Genomic DNA, 21,986 nt, shown 5'->3' with positions numbered 1-21,986 from the left:
TAAATAAACAAGAATGATGCAAAGAGAACAGCACGCACAAGTGAGTGACACAACCGCCGATGCCATGCAAAACAAAAGCCTGCAAACAAAAATTATTTTAGCACTTATCTAATGCCTGTGTAATATCATAAATGATATCATCCACAAATTCCAAACCAACGGAGATGCGCACAAGACCCGGCGTAATGCCAACGCTCAAACGCTCTTCTTCGCTAAGCTTTGAATGTGTAGTGCTGCTGGGGTGAGATGCAATGCTGCGTGTATCGCCAAGATTAGCGGTCATAGAAAGCATCTGCAAACTGTTGAGGAATTTTCTGCCGCTTTCAACGCCACCTTTTACTTCAAAGCAAACAATACCACCACCGCTTTTCATTTGTTTGATAGCAATATCGTATTGCGGGTGACTTTTTAAGAAAGGATATTTAACCCATGAAACTTTTGGATGATTTTCCAATGCCTGAGCAACCTTCATCGCATTCTCGCAATGACGCTGCATGCGCACATCAAGTGTCTCAAGACTCTTGCTTAGTATCCACGCATTGAATGGAGATAATGATGGACCTGTATTTCTGCAGAACAAATAAATTTCTCTTATCAATGCTTTATCGCCAACAACAACACCACCTAATACACGACCCTGTCCATCTATCCACTTAGTTGCAGAATGCACACTAAGATGCGCACCATACTGCAAAGGTTGTTGTAATAATGGCGTAGCAAAACAATTATCAACGTTAAGAATAAGGTTATGCTTTTTTGCAAGCTGCCCCGCCCATTCAAGATCTATCAATTCCAGTTGTGGATTTGTCGGCGTTTCCAAATAGATCATTTTAGTATTTGGCTTTATTGCTTTTTCCCACGCCTCTTTATCGTTGGCAGCAACCAATGTACATTCAATGCCATACTTGGGAAGAAACTTTGTAACGATCGTAAATGTGCTGCCAAAAACAGAACTGCAGCAAAGCAAATGATCGCCTTGTTTCAGCAATGCGAAGATGGAGCCAAACACAGCAGCCATACCGCTTGCAGTGGCAAAGCCTGCTTCAGCATTTTCCAATGCACACATCTTTGCAACAAACTCATCAACGGTGGGGTTACTAAACCGGCTGTAAATATTTTCTTCATTCTCTTCTGCAAATGCGCCACGCATTTCTTCTGCTGAATCAAATGTAAAACTGCTGGTAAGATACATGGGAGAAGAATGCTCCATCTGCCAGGTTTGATCACCTCTTACACGCACCGCTTTTGATAAAGGGTGCAGTTCATGTTGTTGTTCGCTCATCAAAAATATAATTATGATTTGCGGTCAGGCCGGGACGGTCAGACCGATGCTTACTTAAGGATGTACAAATACATTCCATTTAAGATCCGCACCTGCAGCCTTCAATGTTGCAGATACAGAACAATATTTATCCATTGATAATTCCACTGCACGTTTTGCTTTGTCTTCATCAACATTGCCATAGATGTGAAAATCTATAGAAATATCTTTCCACAAAGAAGGTTCTTTACCGGCTTCACGTTCACCATTCACGGTCATCTTATAATCGCGAACTTCCTGGCGTTGCTTTTTCAAAATGCTTATCACATCAATAGCACTGCAACCAGCCACACCCATCAGTAACATTTGCATGGGCCGCACACCAAAATTATGCCCGCCACTTTCGGGGCTTGTATCCATCTGCACTTTATGCCCGTACGCGTCTGTGGCTTCAAAGCCATAGTCATTCTGTACACGTGCAAGTTCTATTTTAACCATACAACTAATTTTCGGGAGGCGAAGTTATTTCATTTTGCAATAACAGGTGTTAGCGAAATAAGAAATGATTTGGAGCCGGGCAATAGAATATGCATTAAGTTTTCGTTGCGTCGCACTCTTGTGCTGCAATTGCATGTAGCAGCAGGTGAAAAGTCAAAAGTAAAAGTGAAAGTACAGGGTTGACTTTTCATCTTTCACTTTTACAGTACAATACAGCTTCGAACCCTGAAGTGAGTGATACAACCAGCGATGCCAGATGCCCTACAGCTTGTTACAAAAAAATTTTATACTTCACTGTGATTTTTCTGACCTTTCTGCGAATAATTATTCAGACACGAACAATCACATGAATAGCGAGGCAGATAAACAGGCATTTACGCAACTAATACAGGACAACAAGGGAATTATTTTCAAGGTTTGTAATGCCTATTGTGCTAATATTCATGATCGCGAAGATCTTGCACAGGAAATTATTTACAACGTTTGGAAATCCTGGAGTGGTTTTGATAACAGCCATAAATTTTCTACATGGATGTATCGCATAGCGTTGAATGTTGCTATTAGTTCTTATAGAAAGCAAAGCAGGAATACTTCAACGATTTCTATCGATGCAAATGAAAAAGAGATAGCAGATACAACTGAGCGACATGATGCAGCAACAGAAAACACTTTATTGCTGGAGCAATTTATCAACGAACTCAACACACTAGACAGGGCATTAATGCTGCTTTATATAGATGGCAAGAGTTATGCCGAAATAGCCGTTATTCTTGGCATTACAGAAACAAACACTGCTACAAAAATTAATCGCATTAAAAACAACCTGAAACAAAAAGTATCAGGGTTAAACAAATAATTATGGAAGACAAATCTTTTGAAAACATGTTACAATCTTTTAAAGAAAAAGATAATGATACATGGCTCATGAATGTAATGCAATTAAATATGGATTGTATTATTACTATACAAACACAAAAAGCAAAATCAAAACTTACTTCAGTTGCTATTATTAAAGTGCTTGGTATATTGCTTGGCTTGCTTTGGGTGTGGTTGCTCGGATCACTTGGCTTTGCTGCATATACTGTTGGTAATATTTTCTTTGCTTTATCAGCATATGCTGTGATGTTTATTTCCATTATTGCCATTATTGTTTATATCAAACATCTTGTGCTGATAGCACAGATAAAAGAAAGTGATAGTATTACTTACACACAAAGAAAACTTGCAGAGCTGCAAACATCGACTTTGAAAATAACACGTATTCTTTTTCTGCAGATGCCATTTTATTCTACATGGTTTATTACACCAACACTCTTAGCAAATGCAGGTACGGGTTGGCTGATAGTACAGGCAGCAGCAACAGTATTACTTACATTTCTTTCCGTATGGCTCTACATGAATATTTCTTTTAAAAATGTAAATAAAAGATGGTTTAGAATATTATTTGGCAATAGTGAATGGACCGGCGTTACACAAGCCATTGCTTTTATGAAAGAGATAGATGAATTTAAAAGTGCTAAATAATATACTCAAGACTTAAAAGCATTTACAAAACTTTTCATGCGCATTGTTGTAATAAAAGTTACTTTGCTCGTATAACCACTGCTGCATGCTAAGACTTTTTTGCCGTTTCATTTTTTGGGTCACCGGATGGAAACTCGACACTAACGTGCCCCCGCAGATTAAGCGATGCATTGTAATAGCGGCACCACATACCAGTAACTGGGATTATTGGTATGCGATGGCAGCATTTATAATTTACCGGCTAAAGATCCGCTATGCTATAAAAAAGGAATGGGTTCGTTTTCCATTCAGCTTAATTACTAAACCGCTTGGTGGTATTGGCATTGACCGTTCTGCCAAAAAAGAAGGTGAGCCACGTTTAAGCCAGACAGAAGCGTTAATGGCGCTCTTCAAAGAAAATGATGAACTGATTTTATTGCTTACACCTGAAGGTACCCGTAGCAAAAACGAACATTGGCGAACCGGTTTTTATCATGTAGCTAAAGAGTGTAATGTGCCGATATTACTTGGTTATGTAGATTATCTAAAAAAGATTGCCGGCATTGGCAAAATTATTTACCCATCTGATATGGATAAAGACATGAAAGAGATTATGCAGTTTTATAAACAGTTTCATGCAAAATATCCTGACAATTTCAGTGTGGATATTGACTATCTATAAAGTACAGTTTATTTTTTATACTAAACCGGATCGATGCTGTCAGGCTTGGTTGAGCAACCTGCGTGATGAAGCAGCAGATAGAAACACTATATATGAGTTCTTTATGCAGCAAAAAGGTTGCTGCATAAAGAGCAGGGGAAATTAAAAATCGGAATAATTTGTTGGTCTTAAAAAAGTGATATCTATATGCTGTACATTATTTTGATATTCTGGCATAGAAGATAATTTTTTCCACTCTTCATCTGCACCAAAGGCCTTCCAATGGGCTTCACGGTCCTGCATATTTTCAAATGTGGTCATGTACATCAGGTTAGGCATTTTAGGGCCTGCAATTACTTCACTGTAAAAAACAGCATTGAAATTAAGTCGTTTAAAGAGCGGCACTTCCCCACCCTCATTAAACATTCTTACTTTGTTTGCAAACACTTTTTCCGTGGCACTTTCATAACTGCGCAACTCATACACTCTTTCATTTGCGGCTGATTTTAACTGTGGTAATTGCATTTTAGGAGCCATTGGAAATGCATACAAAATAATTGTTTCCTTTCTTGTATAAGGTGGTTTATTATAAGCGGCATCGATGTAATTACTGCCGGCTGCCTGATATGCTTTGTCTTTGTCGATATCTTCTTCCATATTCTTCATATCTTTTAGAGATTTGAATGGCATGAACACATACAATAATTTATCTGTAACCGTGTCATTGGAAAGACTTTTGAACACACCTACATCTGAAACCTTTTGCCTGTGCAGTGCAGGTAAAAGTGCATGCTCAAGATAGGTATCCAGTATATCCTCCTGAACGGCATCTTTATAATGATACACTATTAGTTTATAATATTCTCTTTCGGGAGTTTTTTGAGCAAAAGCAAGTGTGCTTATCAAAACGAAAGAGGAAAGACAGGCAATAATTAAAGATTGTTTCATTTTCATACTTATGATCGTTATATAAATTTATAAGACGCACCGAAATTAGTACAAGTAAATTATATACTGCAAACATTCTGCGGAACCCCGCAATAAAAAATCAAATTAATTTTCAAATAGTATGCCCGCTGATGCTGAATAAAGAAACAAACAGTACAAGAGTGCGACGCAACAAAAGCTTAATATTAATTCTAAAGTTGGGTGCATAAAAAATTTTATTCTCCTTATCTTGTATACTTAATAAAAATCTGTTTATGAGAAAACGTGTTTATTTATTCTTGCTATTGTTATGTTTTACAAGTATTGGATACACGCAAACGCCGCCGGCAATTAATGATACTACGCCTATACCGGCACCTGTAAAATCTGTAACGAAGCACAGCATTACTATTAATGGTAAGCTTATTAATTACACTGCTACCGCCGGTGCCATCATTTTAAAAAATGAGAAAGATGAACAGGTGGCATTGTATGGTTATACAGCTTATACAAAAGATGGAGAGGCAGATGCGGCAAAAAGACCGATTACCTTTTCATACAACGGAGGGCCGGGTTCTTCTTCTATGTGGTTACACCTTGGTGTAATGGGCCCAAGGAAAGTGGTGGTAAATGATCCATATGACAATCCGCCACCGCCATATAAAATGGAAGACAACATGAACTCAATTCTTGATGTAAGTGATATTGTGATGATAGACCCTGTGGGCACGGGTTTGAGCCATGCAGTAGGTAAAGCAAAGAATAAAGATTTCTGGGGAGTAGACCAGGATATAAAAAGTGTAAGCTGGTTCATTAAACAATATGTTACAGATAACGACCGCTGGAACTCTCCCAAATTTCTATTGGGAGAAAGTTATGGCACCATGCGCAGTGCAGGTGTTGCCAATTATTTGCAGGAAAATCTGGGGTTAGCAGTAAATGGCATTGTGCTTGTTTCTGTGGTGCTTGATCTGCGTACACTTACTTTTCAGCAAGGCGATGACATTTCTTATCCGCTGCATTTACCAACTTATGCAGCAACTGCCTGGTACCATAATAAACTTGCAAACAAACCTGCAGACCTCAATGCTTTTCTAAAAGAAGTAAGAACATTTGCAAGTGGCGAATATCTTGCTGCGCTTACAAAAGGCGATCAGTTAACAGACGCAGAAAAAGATAATATTGCAACCAAACTTGCATCTTATACCGGCTTAAGTAAAGATTACTTACTAAAAGCAAATCTTCGTGTAAACGAACCACAGTTTACACAGGAATTATTACGCAACGAACATATGACTGTTGGCAGGCTTGACTCAAGATATAAAGGTATTAACCAGGATCTGCTGAGCGAGTATTCTGTTTTCGATCCACAGAGCAGTGCAGTAAGTCCACCATTTGTTGCCTCTTTTATGAATTATTATTATGGCGATCTTAAAGTTGATAAAAGCAACGTATACCATGTTAATGCTTACAGTGCAGAAGGTTTTGACTGGGATTGGAAACACGCTAAAAATGGTGGAGGCGGAGATCCTGTAACGCCTAATACAGGAACTGATCTTGCAGAAGCCATGAGCCATAATCCAAACCTGAGGGTGCTTGTGTTAAACGGATTGTATGATCTTGCCACGCCTTTCTTTGCAACTGAATACACTTTCGATCATTTGAGTCTGGAAAAGAAATTAAAACAGAATGTAACTTTCAAATATTATAATGCAGGCCACATGATGTATGTAGAACCAGCGTCTGCAGCGGCTTTCAAAAAAGATGTTGCAGATTTTATCACAGGTAAATAAATATTTTATTGAAAATAAAAAAGAGGCATACGCAATGCCTCTTTTTTTATTTCAATAACCAGGCTGCAGTAGAACTATTAAGCTTTACTTGCGTCGCACTCTTGTACTGCATAACATTATGCAGCAATAAAGCCTGCTAAATATTATTAGTATTCACTTTCTGTTGAACAGCAGGATTCATTTGATAAGTAATGATCTCTCCACTTTTTAAAATCTCAACAATCCTGTATCCACGATACTCTGTTCCCCAGTTACCTGCAATATGCGAATCGAAGAAATAATATTTTCCTTCGTTTTCTTTTACATTATCCTCGTCATGATCATGCCCATGAAATATAGCTTTCAGGTTTGACTGTTTGTTAAAGATGTCAACAAGTTCAGGGCAAGGCAATCCTGCTTTCGTCCAGTTAAATGGCGTTATATGCATAAACACGAATAACTGTTTTTTATTTTGGTGTTTATCCAGTTGTTCTTTTGTCCATGCAAGGTCGGGACATATGTACGTGCCTTTGTCATCAGCTGAATTTAAAACAAGAAACGTTGCATCCTTTTGTTCGAAAGTATAATGCCACCGGGTATTCCATGTTTGTTCCCATGCATCTTCATGTATCATGTCATGATTGCCATGTGAAACATAATAAGGCATTTGCAAACCATCGAGTTTCATTTTTATTTTTGGCAAAAAAGTTACATCGTTATGAAAAAGATCACCATTGATCATTGTAAAATCAATACCACGATCTTTCTTTTCTGCATTTAGCCAGGCAATCATTTCATCATGCAGTATATCATACTTTGTATCAGGCTGGCCATAATGCCCGTCTGATGCAACAGCAAAACGCAAACGGATTTTGTCTTTTGAAGGCAATATAAAATCTGAAGCTGCAAATGATTGCAGTGTATTACCTGCTCCAATTACAACAGCAGCTTTAAATGTTAGCTGTAAAAACTTTCTCCTGTTAACATTCATGGTTTTGCGTTTACACTGCTAAGTAACAATATTTACATGAAGTAAATATTAAGTATTACAGCGAAAGAAAAGTCCTGCCCTACAGGCAGAACTTTTACTTTTCGAAACCTCAAACCAATTATTACCTTATTACCACATAATTATTGCGATGATTTCTGAAAGGCGCATACCTTGCATCGCGACTGTTTAAAATCACTACCTGCCTGTTACGATAGTTCCTGAATTTCCTGTAGTGATTTCTGTCATAATCGTGATACATGAAAGGGCGATCACGGTTAACTACAACTTTGTAACCGCCATACAGATCATAGTTGCGATAGTTAACAGGTAATGCAGTTGCATACACCCAGCGGCCACGATCAAGATAAACGAATCGTCTTGCCTGTACATCATAGTACATATCAAGATCAGGTAAGTAGTAAAATTGTGCGTAGTCATAACCTGCAGGCCCCCACTGTGGCTGGTTGCCAATGTTTGCATGCAAACTAACTCTTACCTGTGCATCTGCCGAAGTATAGATCATACTTCCGATGAATAATGTTGTTGCGAGTAAAATTCTTTTCATAATTTTTATTTTTTGTTGTTTGATTACTATATGCCAAAGCAGGTGCCAACGATTGTTATTAAAAACAGAAACATTCCCTATTAAAAATATAAATGTTCATTCCTCATTAAACCTTTGAAAACAACAATTTTTTGGGCCCATCAATTAATGCTTTGGGCATCGCCTGTTGCGTCGCACTCTTGTACTGCAACACAGGTATCAGCCACCAGCAGTCAGGCTTCAGCAATACACTTTACTTTCTGAATGCTGATAACTGTTCTGAATGTACAAGTGAGTGACACAACCAAAGCTTAATAGTATTGTTGTAGCTCACAAACAAAAACTATTTATCATAAATAGTATTATAAATGCGTTGTACATTCGAACGGAAGAATTTTCTATGCGTGTATTTTCAATAGCAATGATTTTATGTTTGTGCAGCACACAGTTGGTTGCGCAATATTCAAAGTGGATCATTCAATTCACCGATAAAAATAATTCTCCATATAGTTTAAATGATCCAACAGCTTATCTCTCACAGAAAGCAATCGACAGAAGAACAAAACAACATATTGTTATTGATAGCAGCGACCTGCCGGTTAATCCGATTTATATAGAACAGGTTCTTGCAAAGGGAAATGTTACTTATTTAAGCCAGGCAAAATGGCTTAACCAGATATTGATCTATTGCAAGGACAATAACACAATCACTGCCATCAATCAATTACCATTTGTAAAAAAATCGCAGGCTATTGGTTTGTTTAAAACAACAGAACCCATAAAAGAAAAGACAGAAGATGAAATAAAAGAATTGGACGTTAGTTCATTCACTGCATCCACTATGCAGGATACATTAGATTATGGGAATGCCTATAACCAGGTGCATATACATAATGGAGAATTCCTGCACAATAAAGGTTATACAGGTGATGGAATTACCATTGCAATACTTGATGGAGGATTTTATCAATACGATAACCTGCAGGCCTTTGACAGTGCACGATTACAAAACCGCATACTTGGTGTAGAAGATTTTGTTGATTTTGATAACAGTGTAACCGAAGATAATTCGCATGGTATGTTTTGCTTAAGCACTATTGCAGCGAATGTGCCAGGCAAAATGGTGGGTACTGCGCCGCATGCTTCTTTCTGGTTAATGCGCACAGAAAATGTTTTTAGTGAATACCCTATAGAAGAACATAACTGGGTTGCAGCAGCAGCATTTGCAGACAGTGCAGGTGCAGACATCATCAGTTCATCACTCGGTTATTATCTTTTCGATGATCCAACTTTCAATCACAGCTATGCAGATTTTTATAAGAATTCAACCGTTGTAAGTAAGGGGGCAACTATGGCTGCACAAAAAGGTATGATCGTAACCAACAGTGCAGGCAATGAAGGCAACAACAGTTGGAAATATTTAATATTTCCCGCCGATGCTGATAGTGTTTGCACAGTAGGCGCTGTTGATAATAATGGTATCATTGCATCTTTCAGCAGTTATGGCTATCCTGGAAAAGTAAAACCCAATATTGTTTCTGTAGGATCCGGCACTGTTATTTGGGGTACGAATAATGTACCTGCAACAGGTAGCGGCACTTCGTTTTCGAATCCTAATATAAATGGCCTGATAGCATGTTTATGGCAGGCATTTCCGGCAGATGATAATATGACTATTTTAAATGCAGTTTATGAAAGTGCTGATAAATATAATAATCCTGACAATCGCTATGGCTTTGGTATACCAAATATGAAAGAGGCTTATGTCATCCTGAAAAAGAAACAGAACATTGAATTGTATGGCAACGAATGGTTATTCGCAAGCCCTGATCCTTTCACCAGCAGAATTGATGTAAAAGTGATTGCACAACAGGAAGGAACAATAACATTATCATTAATTGATAAAGACGGTAATACTATTCAATCACTTGCACTGAATGCAGAAGCGCAGGAAATATATGACACTTCATTTACAGGACTTGATAATTTACCTCCGGGAAATTATAACGTTCAATATAAAGACAATGAAAACACAAGAACAGTTGTATTAAAGAAAAATGGCATTATCATGAAAGACTGGCTGGTTGTGGCACCAGTGCCATTTAATAACCAACTTACAGTTTATTTAAAAGCGCCGGAAACAGGAAAAGCCAACATAAGGCTTATTGATGTGGCAGGAAGAATAATAACTTCAACGACTATGAATGTGCAGTTAAATTACTATTACACCATTCCATTTAATAATATAGCCATACTTCCTGAAGGCGTTTATTTTGTACAATATATAGGCGCTACAAAGAAGACAGTAAAAGTTTTGAAATAACATTGTCTAACAAATCTTTATAAAAAACCAGCCATCTATTCTTTCCTTTTTTATAACAACAGGCATTATTATAAAAGACTTAAAAAGTTTTTTCTTATTCTTCTCAAGTAGGTTTTGTTTAGTTATATCCGTGTAATGTACCATACAGACTTTAACGCTGAAGAGTGCGACGCAACAAGCGATGCCATGAAATATTATCGTTGGGTTTATAAAAAAATACCTCATCACTACATCATCATTTTTGTAATTAATAGATGCTTAAACACATTATTTCCGAATCGCACATTTACTATTTCGCCTACTTTTGTGTTTCCGTACCTGGTTAGTATTCTTACCCTAAATACTAATCATTCTTTTTATGAAAACTCAACCCGATGAAGAAAACTTTAATCCATTTTTCCCTGCTTGCCTTGTTTATCAGTGGATGTCAGAAAAGTGATTTAAGGACAAATACAAGGAATAGTATTCCCAGCAAAAATGATCCTGATAATGTAAAAACAACGGCCGTTGCACTGGCAGCATACCGCTTACCGGACAGCGATGATTTTGCATCCATTCCACAAGATCCAAAAAATCCTCTTACAGCTGAAAAAGTGGAATTGGGAAAATTACTATTTCACGAATCCAGGTTAGGTATCAACAATTTATCTCCGCAAGGGTTACAAACTTATTCCTGCGCAACCTGTCATCATGCAGAAGCCGGTTTTCAATCAGGTCTTGCCCAGGGCATTGGTGAAGGTGGAATTGGATTTGGAACTTATGGTGAAACAAGAGTTGCAGATCCTCTATATGATATAGGTCTTATAGATGTGGGTCCTATACGTACACCAAGCGTATTAAACACTGCTTACAGTGAAGTAATGATGTGGAATGGTCAGTTTGGCGGTACAGGAGTTAATATTGGCACCGAGGCCGGATGGACTCCGGGAACAACAAAATACAATAACTATTTAGGCTACCAGGGCCTGGAAACAACAGGACTTGGCGCAGAAGTAAGACATAGATTACAGCCTGATACAGCATGGCTCGCCTCTGTTCCTGAATACAAGAATCTATTTGATCTTGCGTTCCCCGATCTGCCGGATACTGCGCGAATTACCGATCTTACCGTAAGCCTTGCCCTGGCTGCATACCAGCGTACACTACTACCTAACCAATCACCTTTTCAGCTTTGGTTGCGCGGCGACGAAAAAGCTATGACAAAAGATGAGAAAGACGGTAAAACATTATTCTTTAGTAAAGCCAAATGCGCCACATGTCATACTTCGCCTGGTCTTAATGCTGCAACATTTTATAGCCTTGGTATGAATAATCTTACAAATGGCATCTCAAATGTGTTGAATGTTTCGTCCGGTGCAGTTGAGCATAAAGGAAGAGGTGGGTTTACGGGCAAGAATAAGGACCTCTATAAATTTAAAACACCGCAGTTATACAATCTTAAAGATGTAAAATTCTTTGGACACGGCTCTTCGTTTAGTTCGGTGTCAGATGTTATACATTATTTAAACAATGCAGTGCCGCAAAATCCGAATGTACCGGTATCACAATTAGCCAAACAGTTTCAACCGCTTTATTTAACAGAGGATGAAATGAGTAAACTTACAAAATTTGTTGAGGATGCTTTATACGACCCAAATCTTTCAAGGTATGTGCCTGCAAGTTTACCGTCGGCAAGCTGTATTCCAAATAATGATGCACAATCAAAAACAGACCGGGGATGTAATTAATATTTTTTTGAGCCGGGCAGCAGTGCTGCTATATGACCATGTTGCGTCGCACGCTTGTACGTCTTATACTTAACGGTGCATTTAATAACATAAAGATTGACCTCCATTTCCTCATAGCAAGCAGTACATAGTGTTTAAACAAAAACTCCACCGGCAACGGTGGAGCTTTTTTATTTGCATAGCAATCGAAGAGGCTCAGTTTGATGTACAGATTAAAATACTTTTGAATATTTTATAAATATAAATACAAAATTTCTTAATTACCCAAAGGCGCAGCAGATAATATTTCTTTGCTTACACAGTTTGCATACTTTTCAAAGTTTTTTACAAACATAGCAGCAAGCTCGTTTGCCTGTTTATCATATGCTTCTTTGTTTGTCCATGTAGCACGAGGGTCGAGTAACGCTGAAGGCACATCAGCACAGCTTTTAGGAACCGCCACACCAAATACAGGATGTGTTTCATAATCCACATTATTTAAGCTTCCGTTCAATGCTGCGGCTATTATTGCTCTTGTATAACGCAGTTTTATACGGGCACCAACACCATATCTGCCACCTATCCATCCGGTGTTTACCATCCAGACATTTACATGCTGCTCTTTCATTTTTTTTCCCAGCATCTCTGCATAAAAATCAGGGCGTAAAGGCAGAAAAGGCGCTCCAAAACATGCACTGAACGTTGCCTTCGGCTCTGTTATACCTGTTTCTGTTCCGGCAACTTTTGCGGTATAACCACTTATGAACTGATACATAGCTTGCCCGGGTGTAAGCTTACTTATTGGTGGTAACACGCCATAGGCATCACAGGTAAGAAAGAAAATATTTTTTGGCAAGCCGCCAATACTTGGTTCAATTGCATTCTTTATATAACCGAGCGGATAACTTACTCTTGTATTCTCTGTAATTTTTTTTGAAGTAAAATCTATTTCGTCAGTATCATCGATAAAAGTTACATTTTCAACCAATGCACCTTGTTTTATTGCCTTGAATATTGCAGGTTCTTTATCTTCATTAAGGTCAATACATTTTGCGTAACAGCCACCTTCGAAATTAAAAACTCCATGATCATTCCAACCATGTTCATCATCGCCGATAAGTTTGCGGCATGGGTCTGCACTTAACGTCGTTTTACCGGTACCACTTAAGCCAAAAAATATTGCAACATCACCGTTACTGCCCATATTAGCGCTGCAATGCATGCTCAACACATTTTTATCATTCGGCAATATGTAATTGAGTACCGTAAAAATGCCTTTCTTTATTTCACCGGTATAACCTGTACCTCCAATCAATATTGTCTTATGCGTAAATGAAATAATAGCAAAATTTTCCTGTCGTGTTCCATCAACTTTTGGATCTGCTTTAAAACCCGGCGCCTGCATTACTGTCCATTCCGGTTCAAAACTTTCAAGCTCTTCTTCTTTTGGACGCAGGAACATGTTGTAGGCAAACAAATTACTCCATGGATTTTCATTGATCACACGAATATTAACCCTGTAAGCAAGGTCTGCACAGGCATAACAATCACGCACCCAAACATTTTCTGCTTTATTTAAATAGGTTAGCAACTTTTCTTTTAGTTGTAAAAAATATTTTTCGTCTATCGGTAAGTTGAAATTATTCCAGTAAGCGCTGCTCTCTGTTATGGCATCTTTAACTATGAATTTATCCTGCGGACTTCTTCCTGTATACGCTCCTGTACTGATACAAAGGGCTCCTGTATTGTTTAAAACACCTTCTCCTCTGTTGATCGTTTGTTCTGTAAGGTCGTCAGGATTTAGCTGGTAATGAATGTTGGTGTTTGTCAAACCAAGTTGCTTCAGATGCTTTTCAGGTATTGTCATTAGCGATACAGACATAATCATAGATTTTTTTAGAACGACAAAAATATAATTTATAAACTAACGATAGTAAGTTTTTATTACCGAAACTTAGAAAAGGTCTTGTTGAATACAAGTTTATTTAGATAGTGTCGAAATTTCTATGACTGTAATTAACAGTGGTCTATAATTTTTGCCATGCTATTGGATAGCTACGAATACTTTAAATATCAAATCCGGCTAAAAATTAGTATTGAAGATGCAACAATGATCTGAACGATGAAAGGATTGCGACGCAACGGCTGATGCTATGAAAAATTGCTGCTGGTATCACAACTTTTCAACATAACAGCAATGAAAAACGATTAACTAAAAACGGCAAACGTTTACCCGCTATCTTTGCGGCAAATTTTAGAACCTCATGCAAAGAGATAATTTGGTTTTCGACCTCATACGCAAAGAACTGGAACGCCAGCGCCATGGTATTGAACTGATTGCATCGGAGAATTTTACAAGTTTGCAGGTGATGCAGGCGATGGGGAATGTGATGACGAATAAGTACGCTGAAGGCTATCCTGGCCGCCGTTATTATGGTGGTTGCGAAATCGTTGACCAGACAGAAAATCTTGCGATTGACCGTTTAAAACAAATCTTCAATCTTGAATATGCTAACGTGCAGCCACATAGCGGTGCGCAGGCAAACGCTGCAGTAGCGCTTGCTTGTTTGCAACCCGGTGATGATATTCTTGGACTTGACCTTAGCATGGGCGGACACCTTACTCATGGCTCGGCTGTTAACTACAGTGGTAAGTTATATAAGCCACATTTTTATGGTGTGGTAAAAGAAACCGGTCGCGTTGATTATGAAATGCTCGAAGCAAAAGCAAGAGAAGTAAAACCAAAACTGATCATTTGTGGCGCCAGTGCCTATAGCCGGGATTGGGATTATGAGCGCATTCGCAAAGTGGCCGATGAAGTTGGCGCTTTGGTGATGGCTGATATTGCACATCCGGCGGGTTTGATCGCTAAAGGTTTGCTGGCTGATCCTTTTGATCATTGTCATATTGTTACTTCAACTACACATAAAACTTTGCGTGGACCACGTGGCGGCATCATTATGATCCGCAAAGATTTTGAAAACCCGTGGGGGCATAAAGATCCTAAGGGCAACATTCGCATGATGAGCAGCCTGATCGATCTTGCTGTTTTTCCGGGTATCCAGGGTGGACCGCTTGAACACGTAATTGCTGCAAAAGCAATTGCATTTGGTGAAATTCTTTCTGATGATTTTACTGTATATGCAAAACAGGTTGTTGAAAATGCGCAGGCAATGGCAAAAGCTTTTCGCGACAAAGGTTACAACATCATCAGCGACGGTACAGACAATCATTTATTGTTGATAGATCTTCGTAATAAAAACATCAGCGGTAAAAAAGCAGAGCAGGTTTTGGTGCAGGCAGATATTACTGCTAACAAGAACATGGTGCCTTTTGATGACAAGAGTGCATTCGTTACAAGCGGTATCCGCGTTGGTGTTCCGGCGATCACCACACGTGGTATGAAAGCAGAGCACATGCAGTTCGTGGTAAATTCTCTCGACAATGTATTGATGAATGCAGACGATGCAAATGTTATTTCAACTGTTAGGAAACAGGTAAATGAATTTATGAGCCAGTTTGAATTGTATCCTGAGATGGGTTAGGAATTTTTTGAACCAGAGTGTTGAATAAGTATTAGGCTTTCGTTGCGTCGCACTCTTGTACGTTTGTACAAAAGATGTGCTTTTCAAAATGCGTCTATTTCACAGAATAGTTGTCAGAGTTTAATAGTTCAACGGAAATTTCTTTTTCCCATTCCAGTTGCTTTTGCCTGTCCAGTCCATAATTAGTTTCTCTTTCATAGGCTTCCTGTCGGGTAAGGTAAGATGAAGAAACATCTTTGTAAATACGATCTGTGGCTGCAGATGAGTTGAAACTATTAATTTTTTCCTGGCTTAATCTTTTAGATAAAAGTCTTCTGTATATTTCTGACAAATCGAAATGTCCTTGTTCATGTTCCAGTAAATCAGCCCGACCTTTTTCTTCAGGCTTTACCCAACTTAACCTGCAATCAAACGTTGCCTTTGTAAAAGATCTTGCAGAAGAAATCATACTACTGGTACTTGACCTATAAGCAAAGCCACAATAGGTTTGAGCAGCTGTGTTAATATTGGTCAGCACTTTTGGAGTTCCTTTAAAATCATCCCAGGTTAATTTTCTGTTTTTGCTCCATTCGATTTCTTTTTCGTAGTCGAAAACATTGTGGACTTTATAAATGTCCGCTTTAATACGATGGCACGAACTCCATACATCCGGATATTTATGTTCAGTTATTTTTAAAACATTAGCTCCCTTTGTTAAAGCAAGGCTTTTCAATAATTCAACTGTTTTTTCATAAGAGCAATTAACAGAGAACCCATTGTCAGATGAGCGTAATGTACCAAGAACATTACCACGAATACTACTGGTATCGTCCTCCTCTAAAATAATAAATGGTGTATTTACCGGCAAAGAAGGCTGTATGGTGGTAATTTTTGAACTGAGTTTTGGTGCACAGGAAAATAATATAAAAAAGGTTACTGCAAGAATGAAATATTTCATTTGGTTGAATTATTACTACTGTAAACAAATATAAAAATCAATTTAATTCAAAGAACAATAATGCGATCACTAAAGAACTATTTAAGGTTGTACAATTCGAAGCATTAAATTTGCCGAGATAAATATTGACTACTATTTTAATGACTGAAGATATTTTATATCGGGATAATTTTGATCAACTGAAAGTGTGTGTTATTATTCCTACCTACAATAATGCAAAAACACTTGGTTCAGTAATCAATGATGTATCGGCTTATACAAAAAACATTATAGTAGTTAATGACGGCTCGCTTGATGAAACAGAAAAAATTCTTAGTGAGCTCCCTTTTCTAAATATTATCAGTTACAAAAAAAATGTTGGCAAAGGATGGGCACTAAGGCAAGGTTTGAAACGTGCAACAGAACTTGGCTATTTATATGCCATAACAATAGATTCAGATGGGCAACATTTTGCAAAAGATCTTGCTGCATTCTTAGAAAAACTGGAAACGGAAAAGAATGCTATCATTATTGGTTCAAGAAATATGAACCAGGAATCAGTACCCGGTAAGAGTAGCTTTGGACACAAGTTTTCTAATTTTTGGTTCAAGGTAGAAACGGGGATTAATGCCCCGGATACGCAATCTGGTTATCGCTTGTATCCATTACAACCATTGAACAAGATAAAATTCCTTACCCGCAAATATGAATTTGAAATAGAAGTATTGGTGCGTGCAGCATGGCGTAGTGTAAAGATTGAATCCGTTCCTGTTTCTGTTTATTATGCGCCAAAAGCAACAAGGGTTTCTCATTTCAGGCCGTTTAAAGATTTTACAAGAATAAGCATATTGAATACTGTGCTTGTTCTTATAACTTTTTTATATATAAAGCCAAGAAATTTTTTAAGCAGCATTTTTAAGAAAGAAACCTGGCGCACTATATGGCACAATCATTTATTACATCCCGGCGAGCCTGACGTCGTAAAAGCTGCATCTGTAGCTTTTGGCGTTTTTATGGGTATTGTTCCAATTTGGGGTTTTCAACTGGTTGTGGCTATTTTTCTGGCTATTCTATTTAAACTGAATAAACCCATTGTAATAATTGCTGCCAACATAAGTATACCACCAATGATACCACTGATTATTTTTCTAAGTTTCATGATGGGTAGTTTTTGGATCGGCGATAAAGCAATTGATTTTTCATTGACAAATAATATAACACTTGATTCAATCAAACAAAACCTTCAGCAATACATTTATGGAAGCATAACATTGGCTATTGCTGCAGGTATTACCTTAGGCTTACTAACTTTAATACTTCTGAAAGTTTTTAAAAGGAAACATACCATTACAGTACAGAATTAACAATGGAAAAATTCTTCTTACGGATATATAATTATTTCAGCAATCATAAGACGGCTTTGTATGTTTCATTTGTTGCCAGCTTTCTGGTAATTGGCTTTTTTGCATCCCGGGTGGTTTTTGAAGAAGACATTTCCAGGATTCTTCCAAATGATAAAAAGATTGAAAAGCTGAACAGTGTTTTTCAGAATTCAAAGTTTGCTGATAAACTCGCCATTACTATTTCACTAAAAGATTCACTTGCGGGGCCACAGCCCGATAGCCTTGTAAACTTTACGGACAGCTTTGTAAGTCAAATACAAAATAACCTTTCTCCCTTCATAGCAAAACTGAATTATAAAGTTGATGATAATACGGCGCTGGAATTATTCAGTACGATCAACGATCACTTGCCAGTGTTTCTTACGGAAAAAGAATATGCAACAATAGATAGCCTCATAAAGCCTGAAACGGTAAAACAAACTTTGGAGTCTGATTTCAGAACGCTTATATCGCCTTCAGGTTTTGCATTAAAGCAGATGATCAGCAAAGATCCTGTTGGTATCTCATTTATTGGCTTAAGGAAGATCCGGCAACTGCAGTATGACGATAATTTTGAATTATACGATAGCTATATCGTTACAAAAGATCAAAAGCATTTATTAATATTTATTACGCCCGCATTTCCTGCAAACAATACAGGAAAGAATGCGGAACTAATTCATGGACTTGATAATATCATTGATAGTTTTACTTCTATCAGCTATAAGAATATTTCTGTTGATTATTTTGGCGCCGCCGCAGTTTCTTTAGGCAACGCAGAGCAATTGCGAAATGATACTTTACTTACTCAAGGCATCACTGTTATATTCCTTATTTTATTTATAGGTTTTTATTTTAAAAAGAAAAGAGCACCCTTTCTGATTTTAATTCCAGTTGTCTTTGGGGCTTTATTTTCACTTGCTGCCATTTATTTTATTAAAGGAACGATTTCTGTTATTGCATTGGGAACAGGCTCCGTAATACTTGGTATTGCTATTAATTACTCTTTGCATGTATTTAACCATTACCGTCATACACATAGCAGCGAAAAAACAATTGAAGACCTTTCCTTTCCTTTAACGATTGGAAGTTTTACTACCATTGGTGGGTTTCTATGTCTTGAGTTTGTGCAATCCGAATTATTGAAAGATCTGGGTTTGTTTGCTGCATTCAGTCTTATTGGTGCAGCACTCTGTAGTCTGATCTATTTACCGCATTTCATTCATACTAAAGAAGAAGATAATCATGGCGCACATGATCTTTCATTTATAGATAAACTTGCAGCATACAATCCTCATTACAATAAAATATTGATTGCAGCTATAATTGCACTTACTATATTCTTCTCATTCTATGTAAGCAATGTTGGCTTTGATTCAGACATGATGCACATGAACTACATGTCAGATAATTTGAAAAAATCTGAATCAAACCTAAATGCATTAAACCAGGCTGCTCTAAAATCTGTGTATGCAGTCTCAGAAGGAAACACTTTGGATGAAGCTCTAAAAAACAGCGAACATCTTTCTTCAACAATTGATTCATTGAAACAGCAGAATATTGTTACTAAATATTCAGGGGTCTCATCACTTATCCTCTCTGACTCTTTGCAGCGGGAAAGAATTAACCGCTGGAATAATTACTGGACTGTAGAAAAAAAGCAAGCCCTGATGGCAACATTGAAAAAAGAAGGTGCACCACTAAAATTCTCTTCATCTGCATTTAATAATTTCAACAACTTATTAAATACAAAATACGAACCTATCTCTTTAACAGAAATGACGGATGTAAGGAAAAAGTTTCTTGATGATTATATTTCAGAAACACCCACGGGTGTAAATGTTGTAACACTCATAAAAGTTTCAGATAAAAATAAGCCTGCTGTTTATAAAAGTTTTGCACATAATAATACTGTTACTGTTCTCGATAAACAATACCTGGCAGACCGTATGGCTGAAATCATCAATACTGATTTTACCAGCATTGCATATATGTCTTCTATATTGGTGTTCATCGTTCTGTTAATCACTTACGGAAGAATTGAGTTGGCACTTGTTTCATTCATTCCAATGTTCATTACCTGGATATGGATCCTTGGCATCATGTCTTTATTCAACATTCAGTTCAATATCATAAACATCATCATCTCTGCATTAATATTTGGCTTGGGTGATGATTACAGCTTGTTCATCATGGACGGTTTATTACAGGAATATAAAACAGGAAAGAAAAATTTATCGTCTTTTAAATCATCTATTTTCCTTTCGGCAATTACAACAGTTGCAGGTCTTGGTGTATTGATCTTTGCCAAACATCCTGCATTAAAATCAATTGCATTTATTTCCATTACAGGCATTCTTTGTGTTGTATTGATTGCGCAGGTAATGATCCCGTTCTTGTTCAATTTTCTTATTACAAACCGTGTTAAGAAAAACAAATTCCCATGGACAGCACTTGGTTTGTTCAAATCATTTTTTTCTTTTGCATACTTTGTTATTGGCAGCATATTATTAACCATTGCAGGTTTTTTTCTTGTGATTATCTTTCCGTTTGGCAAAGAGCGAGGTAAACTTATCTACCATACACTGCTCTCAAAATACACGTGGTCATTAGTGTATATAATGAGTAACCTTACAAAGAGAATAGTAAATCCACATGAAGAAAATTTTAAAACGCCTGCGGTTATTATATGCAATCATCAATCCTTCCTTGATATTCTGGTAACGACAATGCTTTATCCAAAGCTTATTCTTTTAACCAATCAATGGGTCTGGAAATCGCCGGTTTTTGGATGGGTTATAAGAATGGCTGATTATTACCCGGTCGCAGATGGTATTGAAAACAGCATTGAATTATTAGAAGATCGTGTTAAGAATGGTTATTCGATAGTAATCTTTCCTGAAGGCACAAGAACAGTTGATGGAGCGATGAAACGTTTTCATAAAGGAGCATTCTATCTTGCAGAAAAATTAAATCTCGACATTTTGCCTGTCATTATTCATGGTACTGGCTACACTATGACGAAACATGATTTTCTTTTAAAAGATGGAACCATAACATTAACCATTGAAGAAAGAATAAAACCAGGCGCCACAAAATTTGGTGATGATTATACTACGAAAGCAAAAACAATAAGTAAAAATTTCAAACAACGTTTTGCGGAAATTAGCAACAATATTCAGCAACCTGCTTACTACAAAGAGCAACTCAAATACAATTATCTTTATAAAGGTCCTGTTCTTGAGTGGTACATGAGAATAAAGACAAAACTGGAAAAATATTATCAGCCGATTCATAACCTGATCCCCGGAAGCGGCAAAATGCTGGATATCGGTTGTGGTTATGGTTTCATGAGTTACATGCTTCACTTTGCAGCGCCACAAAGAATTATAACGGGCATAGATTATGATGATGAAAAAATAACACTTGCCAATCATTGCTTCAGCAAAGACGAAAATATAAATTTCCTGCATGCTGATGCAACAAATTTTGAAACCGGAGATTACGACGTAATTATAATGGCAGATATGTTGCACTATCTTGAATCTGCACAACAAAAAGAGCTGATTGAAAAATGTATCAGGCATCTGAATCCGGGCGGAACAATTTTGATAAGGGATGGCAATACAGATTTAAAAGAGCGGCACAAAAAGACAAAGCTTACAGAATTTTTTTCAACAAGATTGATCGGTTTTAATAAAACATCCGGAAAGGGTCTTACGTTTTTTTCCGGTCAGCTTGTAAAAGATATAGCAGCAGCGCACAACATGCAATGCAAAGAAGTTGACAACACAAAATATACTTCTAACATTATTTATTTGCTTCAACATGCTGAGTAGAATTGTTGCAGCAAAAGTGTGCGACGCAAGAGAAGCATCATAGCAGCAATATTGTTGGGGGCATAAAAGAAATAAATTTTGTGAGCCAAACTTTAGAATAAATATTGAACATCGTTGC

16 protein-coding genes are annotated in these 21,986 nt (G+C 37.4%); 9 read left to right on the top strand and 7 right to left on the bottom strand.

Translation table 11 applies throughout. The annotated features are described in order from the left end of the window. Positions 1-97: 97 nt before the first annotated feature. Positions 98-1,282, bottom strand: coding sequence for a trans-sulfuration enzyme family protein (locus tag FRZ67_RS21640; RefSeq protein WP_147192650.1), 1,185 nt, complete (start codon positions 1,280-1,282; stop codon positions 98-100). A 54-nt stretch (positions 1,283-1,336) separates the two neighbouring features. Then, positions 1,337-1,759 carry an OsmC family protein gene (locus FRZ67_RS21635; protein ID WP_147192649.1) on the bottom strand — a complete coding sequence of 141 codons (423 nt, stop codon included), beginning with the start codon at positions 1,757-1,759 and terminating at the stop codon, positions 1,337-1,339. A gap of 346 nt (positions 1,760-2,105) precedes the next feature. Here FRZ67_RS21635 and FRZ67_RS21630 point away from each other — a divergent pair, with 346 nt between their 5' ends. From FRZ67_RS21630 to FRZ67_RS21620, 3 genes are all read left to right on the top strand, one after another. After that, the gene (locus FRZ67_RS21630; protein WP_147192648.1) at positions 2,106-2,615 is read left to right on the top strand and encodes an RNA polymerase sigma factor; all 510 of its coding nucleotides are present in this window, start codon (positions 2,106-2,108) and stop codon (positions 2,613-2,615) included. A gap of 2 nt (positions 2,616-2,617) precedes the next feature. Then, positions 2,618-3,283 (top strand): hypothetical protein, encoded by a 666-nt coding sequence (locus tag FRZ67_RS21625; protein WP_147192647.1) that lies wholly within the window; start codon positions 2,618-2,620, stop codon positions 3,281-3,283. 85 nt (positions 3,284-3,368) lie between these two features. Then, positions 3,369-3,944 carry a 1-acyl-sn-glycerol-3-phosphate acyltransferase gene (locus FRZ67_RS21620; protein ID WP_147192646.1) on the top strand — a complete coding sequence of 192 codons (576 nt, stop codon included), beginning with the start codon at positions 3,369-3,371 and terminating at the stop codon, positions 3,942-3,944. Positions 3,945-4,085: 141 nt separating this feature from the next. Here the strand turns inward: FRZ67_RS21620 and FRZ67_RS21615 are convergent, their stop codons facing one another. Next, a complete protein-coding gene (locus FRZ67_RS21615) occupies positions 4,086-4,871 on the bottom strand; it encodes an NIPSNAP family protein (RefSeq protein ID WP_147192645.1) in 786 nt (261 codons plus the stop codon). Between the two features lie 254 nt (positions 4,872-5,125). Here FRZ67_RS21615 and FRZ67_RS21610 point away from each other — a divergent pair, with 254 nt between their 5' ends. Continuing rightward, positions 5,126-6,643 (top strand): S10 family peptidase, encoded by a 1,518-nt coding sequence (locus tag FRZ67_RS21610; RefSeq protein ID WP_147192644.1) that lies wholly within the window; start codon positions 5,126-5,128, stop codon positions 6,641-6,643. Positions 6,644-6,779: 136 nt separating this feature from the next. Here the strand turns inward: FRZ67_RS21610 and FRZ67_RS21605 are convergent, their stop codons facing one another. Both FRZ67_RS21605 and FRZ67_RS21600 read right to left on the bottom strand, forming a co-directional pair. After that, entirely contained in the window at positions 6,780-7,613 is an 834-nt protein-coding gene (locus tag FRZ67_RS21605; protein WP_147192643.1) for a metallophosphoesterase family protein, read from the bottom strand. Positions 7,614-7,734: 121 nt separating this feature from the next. Then, positions 7,735-8,178, bottom strand: coding sequence for a hypothetical protein (locus FRZ67_RS21600; RefSeq protein WP_147192642.1), 444 nt, complete (start codon positions 8,176-8,178; stop codon positions 7,735-7,737). A gap of 379 nt (positions 8,179-8,557) precedes the next feature. Between FRZ67_RS21600 and FRZ67_RS21595 the strand changes: the two genes are divergently transcribed. Both FRZ67_RS21595 and FRZ67_RS21590 read left to right on the top strand, forming a co-directional pair. Continuing rightward, positions 8,558-10,480 carry a S8 family serine peptidase gene (locus tag FRZ67_RS21595; RefSeq protein ID WP_147192641.1) on the top strand — a complete coding sequence of 641 codons (1,923 nt, stop codon included), beginning with the start codon at positions 8,558-8,560 and terminating at the stop codon, positions 10,478-10,480. 374 nt (positions 10,481-10,854) lie between these two features. Further along, complete coding sequence (locus FRZ67_RS21590; RefSeq protein WP_147192640.1) at positions 10,855-12,207, top strand: cytochrome-c peroxidase; 1,353 nt, start codon at positions 10,855-10,857, stop codon at positions 12,205-12,207. A 256-nt stretch (positions 12,208-12,463) separates the two neighbouring features. Here the strand turns inward: FRZ67_RS21590 and pckA are convergent, their stop codons facing one another. Further along, positions 12,464-14,068, bottom strand: coding sequence for a phosphoenolpyruvate carboxykinase (ATP) (pckA, locus tag FRZ67_RS21585; RefSeq protein ID WP_147192639.1), 1,605 nt, complete (start codon positions 14,066-14,068; stop codon positions 12,464-12,466). 382 nt (positions 14,069-14,450) lie between these two features. On the opposite strand from pckA, the gene glyA reads away from it, so the two are divergent. Continuing rightward, positions 14,451-15,731, top strand: coding sequence for a serine hydroxymethyltransferase (glyA, locus tag FRZ67_RS21580; protein WP_147192638.1), 1,281 nt, complete (start codon positions 14,451-14,453; stop codon positions 15,729-15,731). 94 nt (positions 15,732-15,825) lie between these two features. Here the strand turns inward: glyA and FRZ67_RS21575 are convergent, their stop codons facing one another. Beyond that, positions 15,826-16,668: a DUF922 domain-containing protein gene (locus tag FRZ67_RS21575; protein ID WP_147192637.1), complete on the bottom strand. Its 843-nt coding sequence runs from the start codon at positions 16,666-16,668 to the stop codon at positions 15,826-15,828. 140 nt (positions 16,669-16,808) lie between these two features. Between FRZ67_RS21575 and FRZ67_RS21570 the strand changes: the two genes are divergently transcribed. Further along, the gene (locus FRZ67_RS21570; RefSeq protein WP_192903889.1) at positions 16,809-18,011 is read left to right on the top strand and encodes a DUF2062 domain-containing protein; all 1,203 of its coding nucleotides are present in this window, start codon (positions 16,809-16,811) and stop codon (positions 18,009-18,011) included. Between the two features lie 2 nt (positions 18,012-18,013). Further along, a complete protein-coding gene (locus tag FRZ67_RS21565; protein WP_147192636.1) occupies positions 18,014-21,868 on the top strand; it encodes a 1-acyl-sn-glycerol-3-phosphate acyltransferase in 3,855 nt (1,284 codons plus the stop codon). The last annotated feature ends 118 nt before the right edge of the window (positions 21,869-21,986 follow it).

The organism is Panacibacter ginsenosidivorans (genome assembly GCF_007971225.1).
Lineage (GTDB): Bacteria > Bacteroidota > Bacteroidia > Chitinophagales > Chitinophagaceae > Panacibacter > Panacibacter ginsenosidivorans.
The sequence above is the reverse complement of the archived record's forward strand: the minus strand, read 5'-3'. Positions and strand labels throughout refer to the sequence as shown.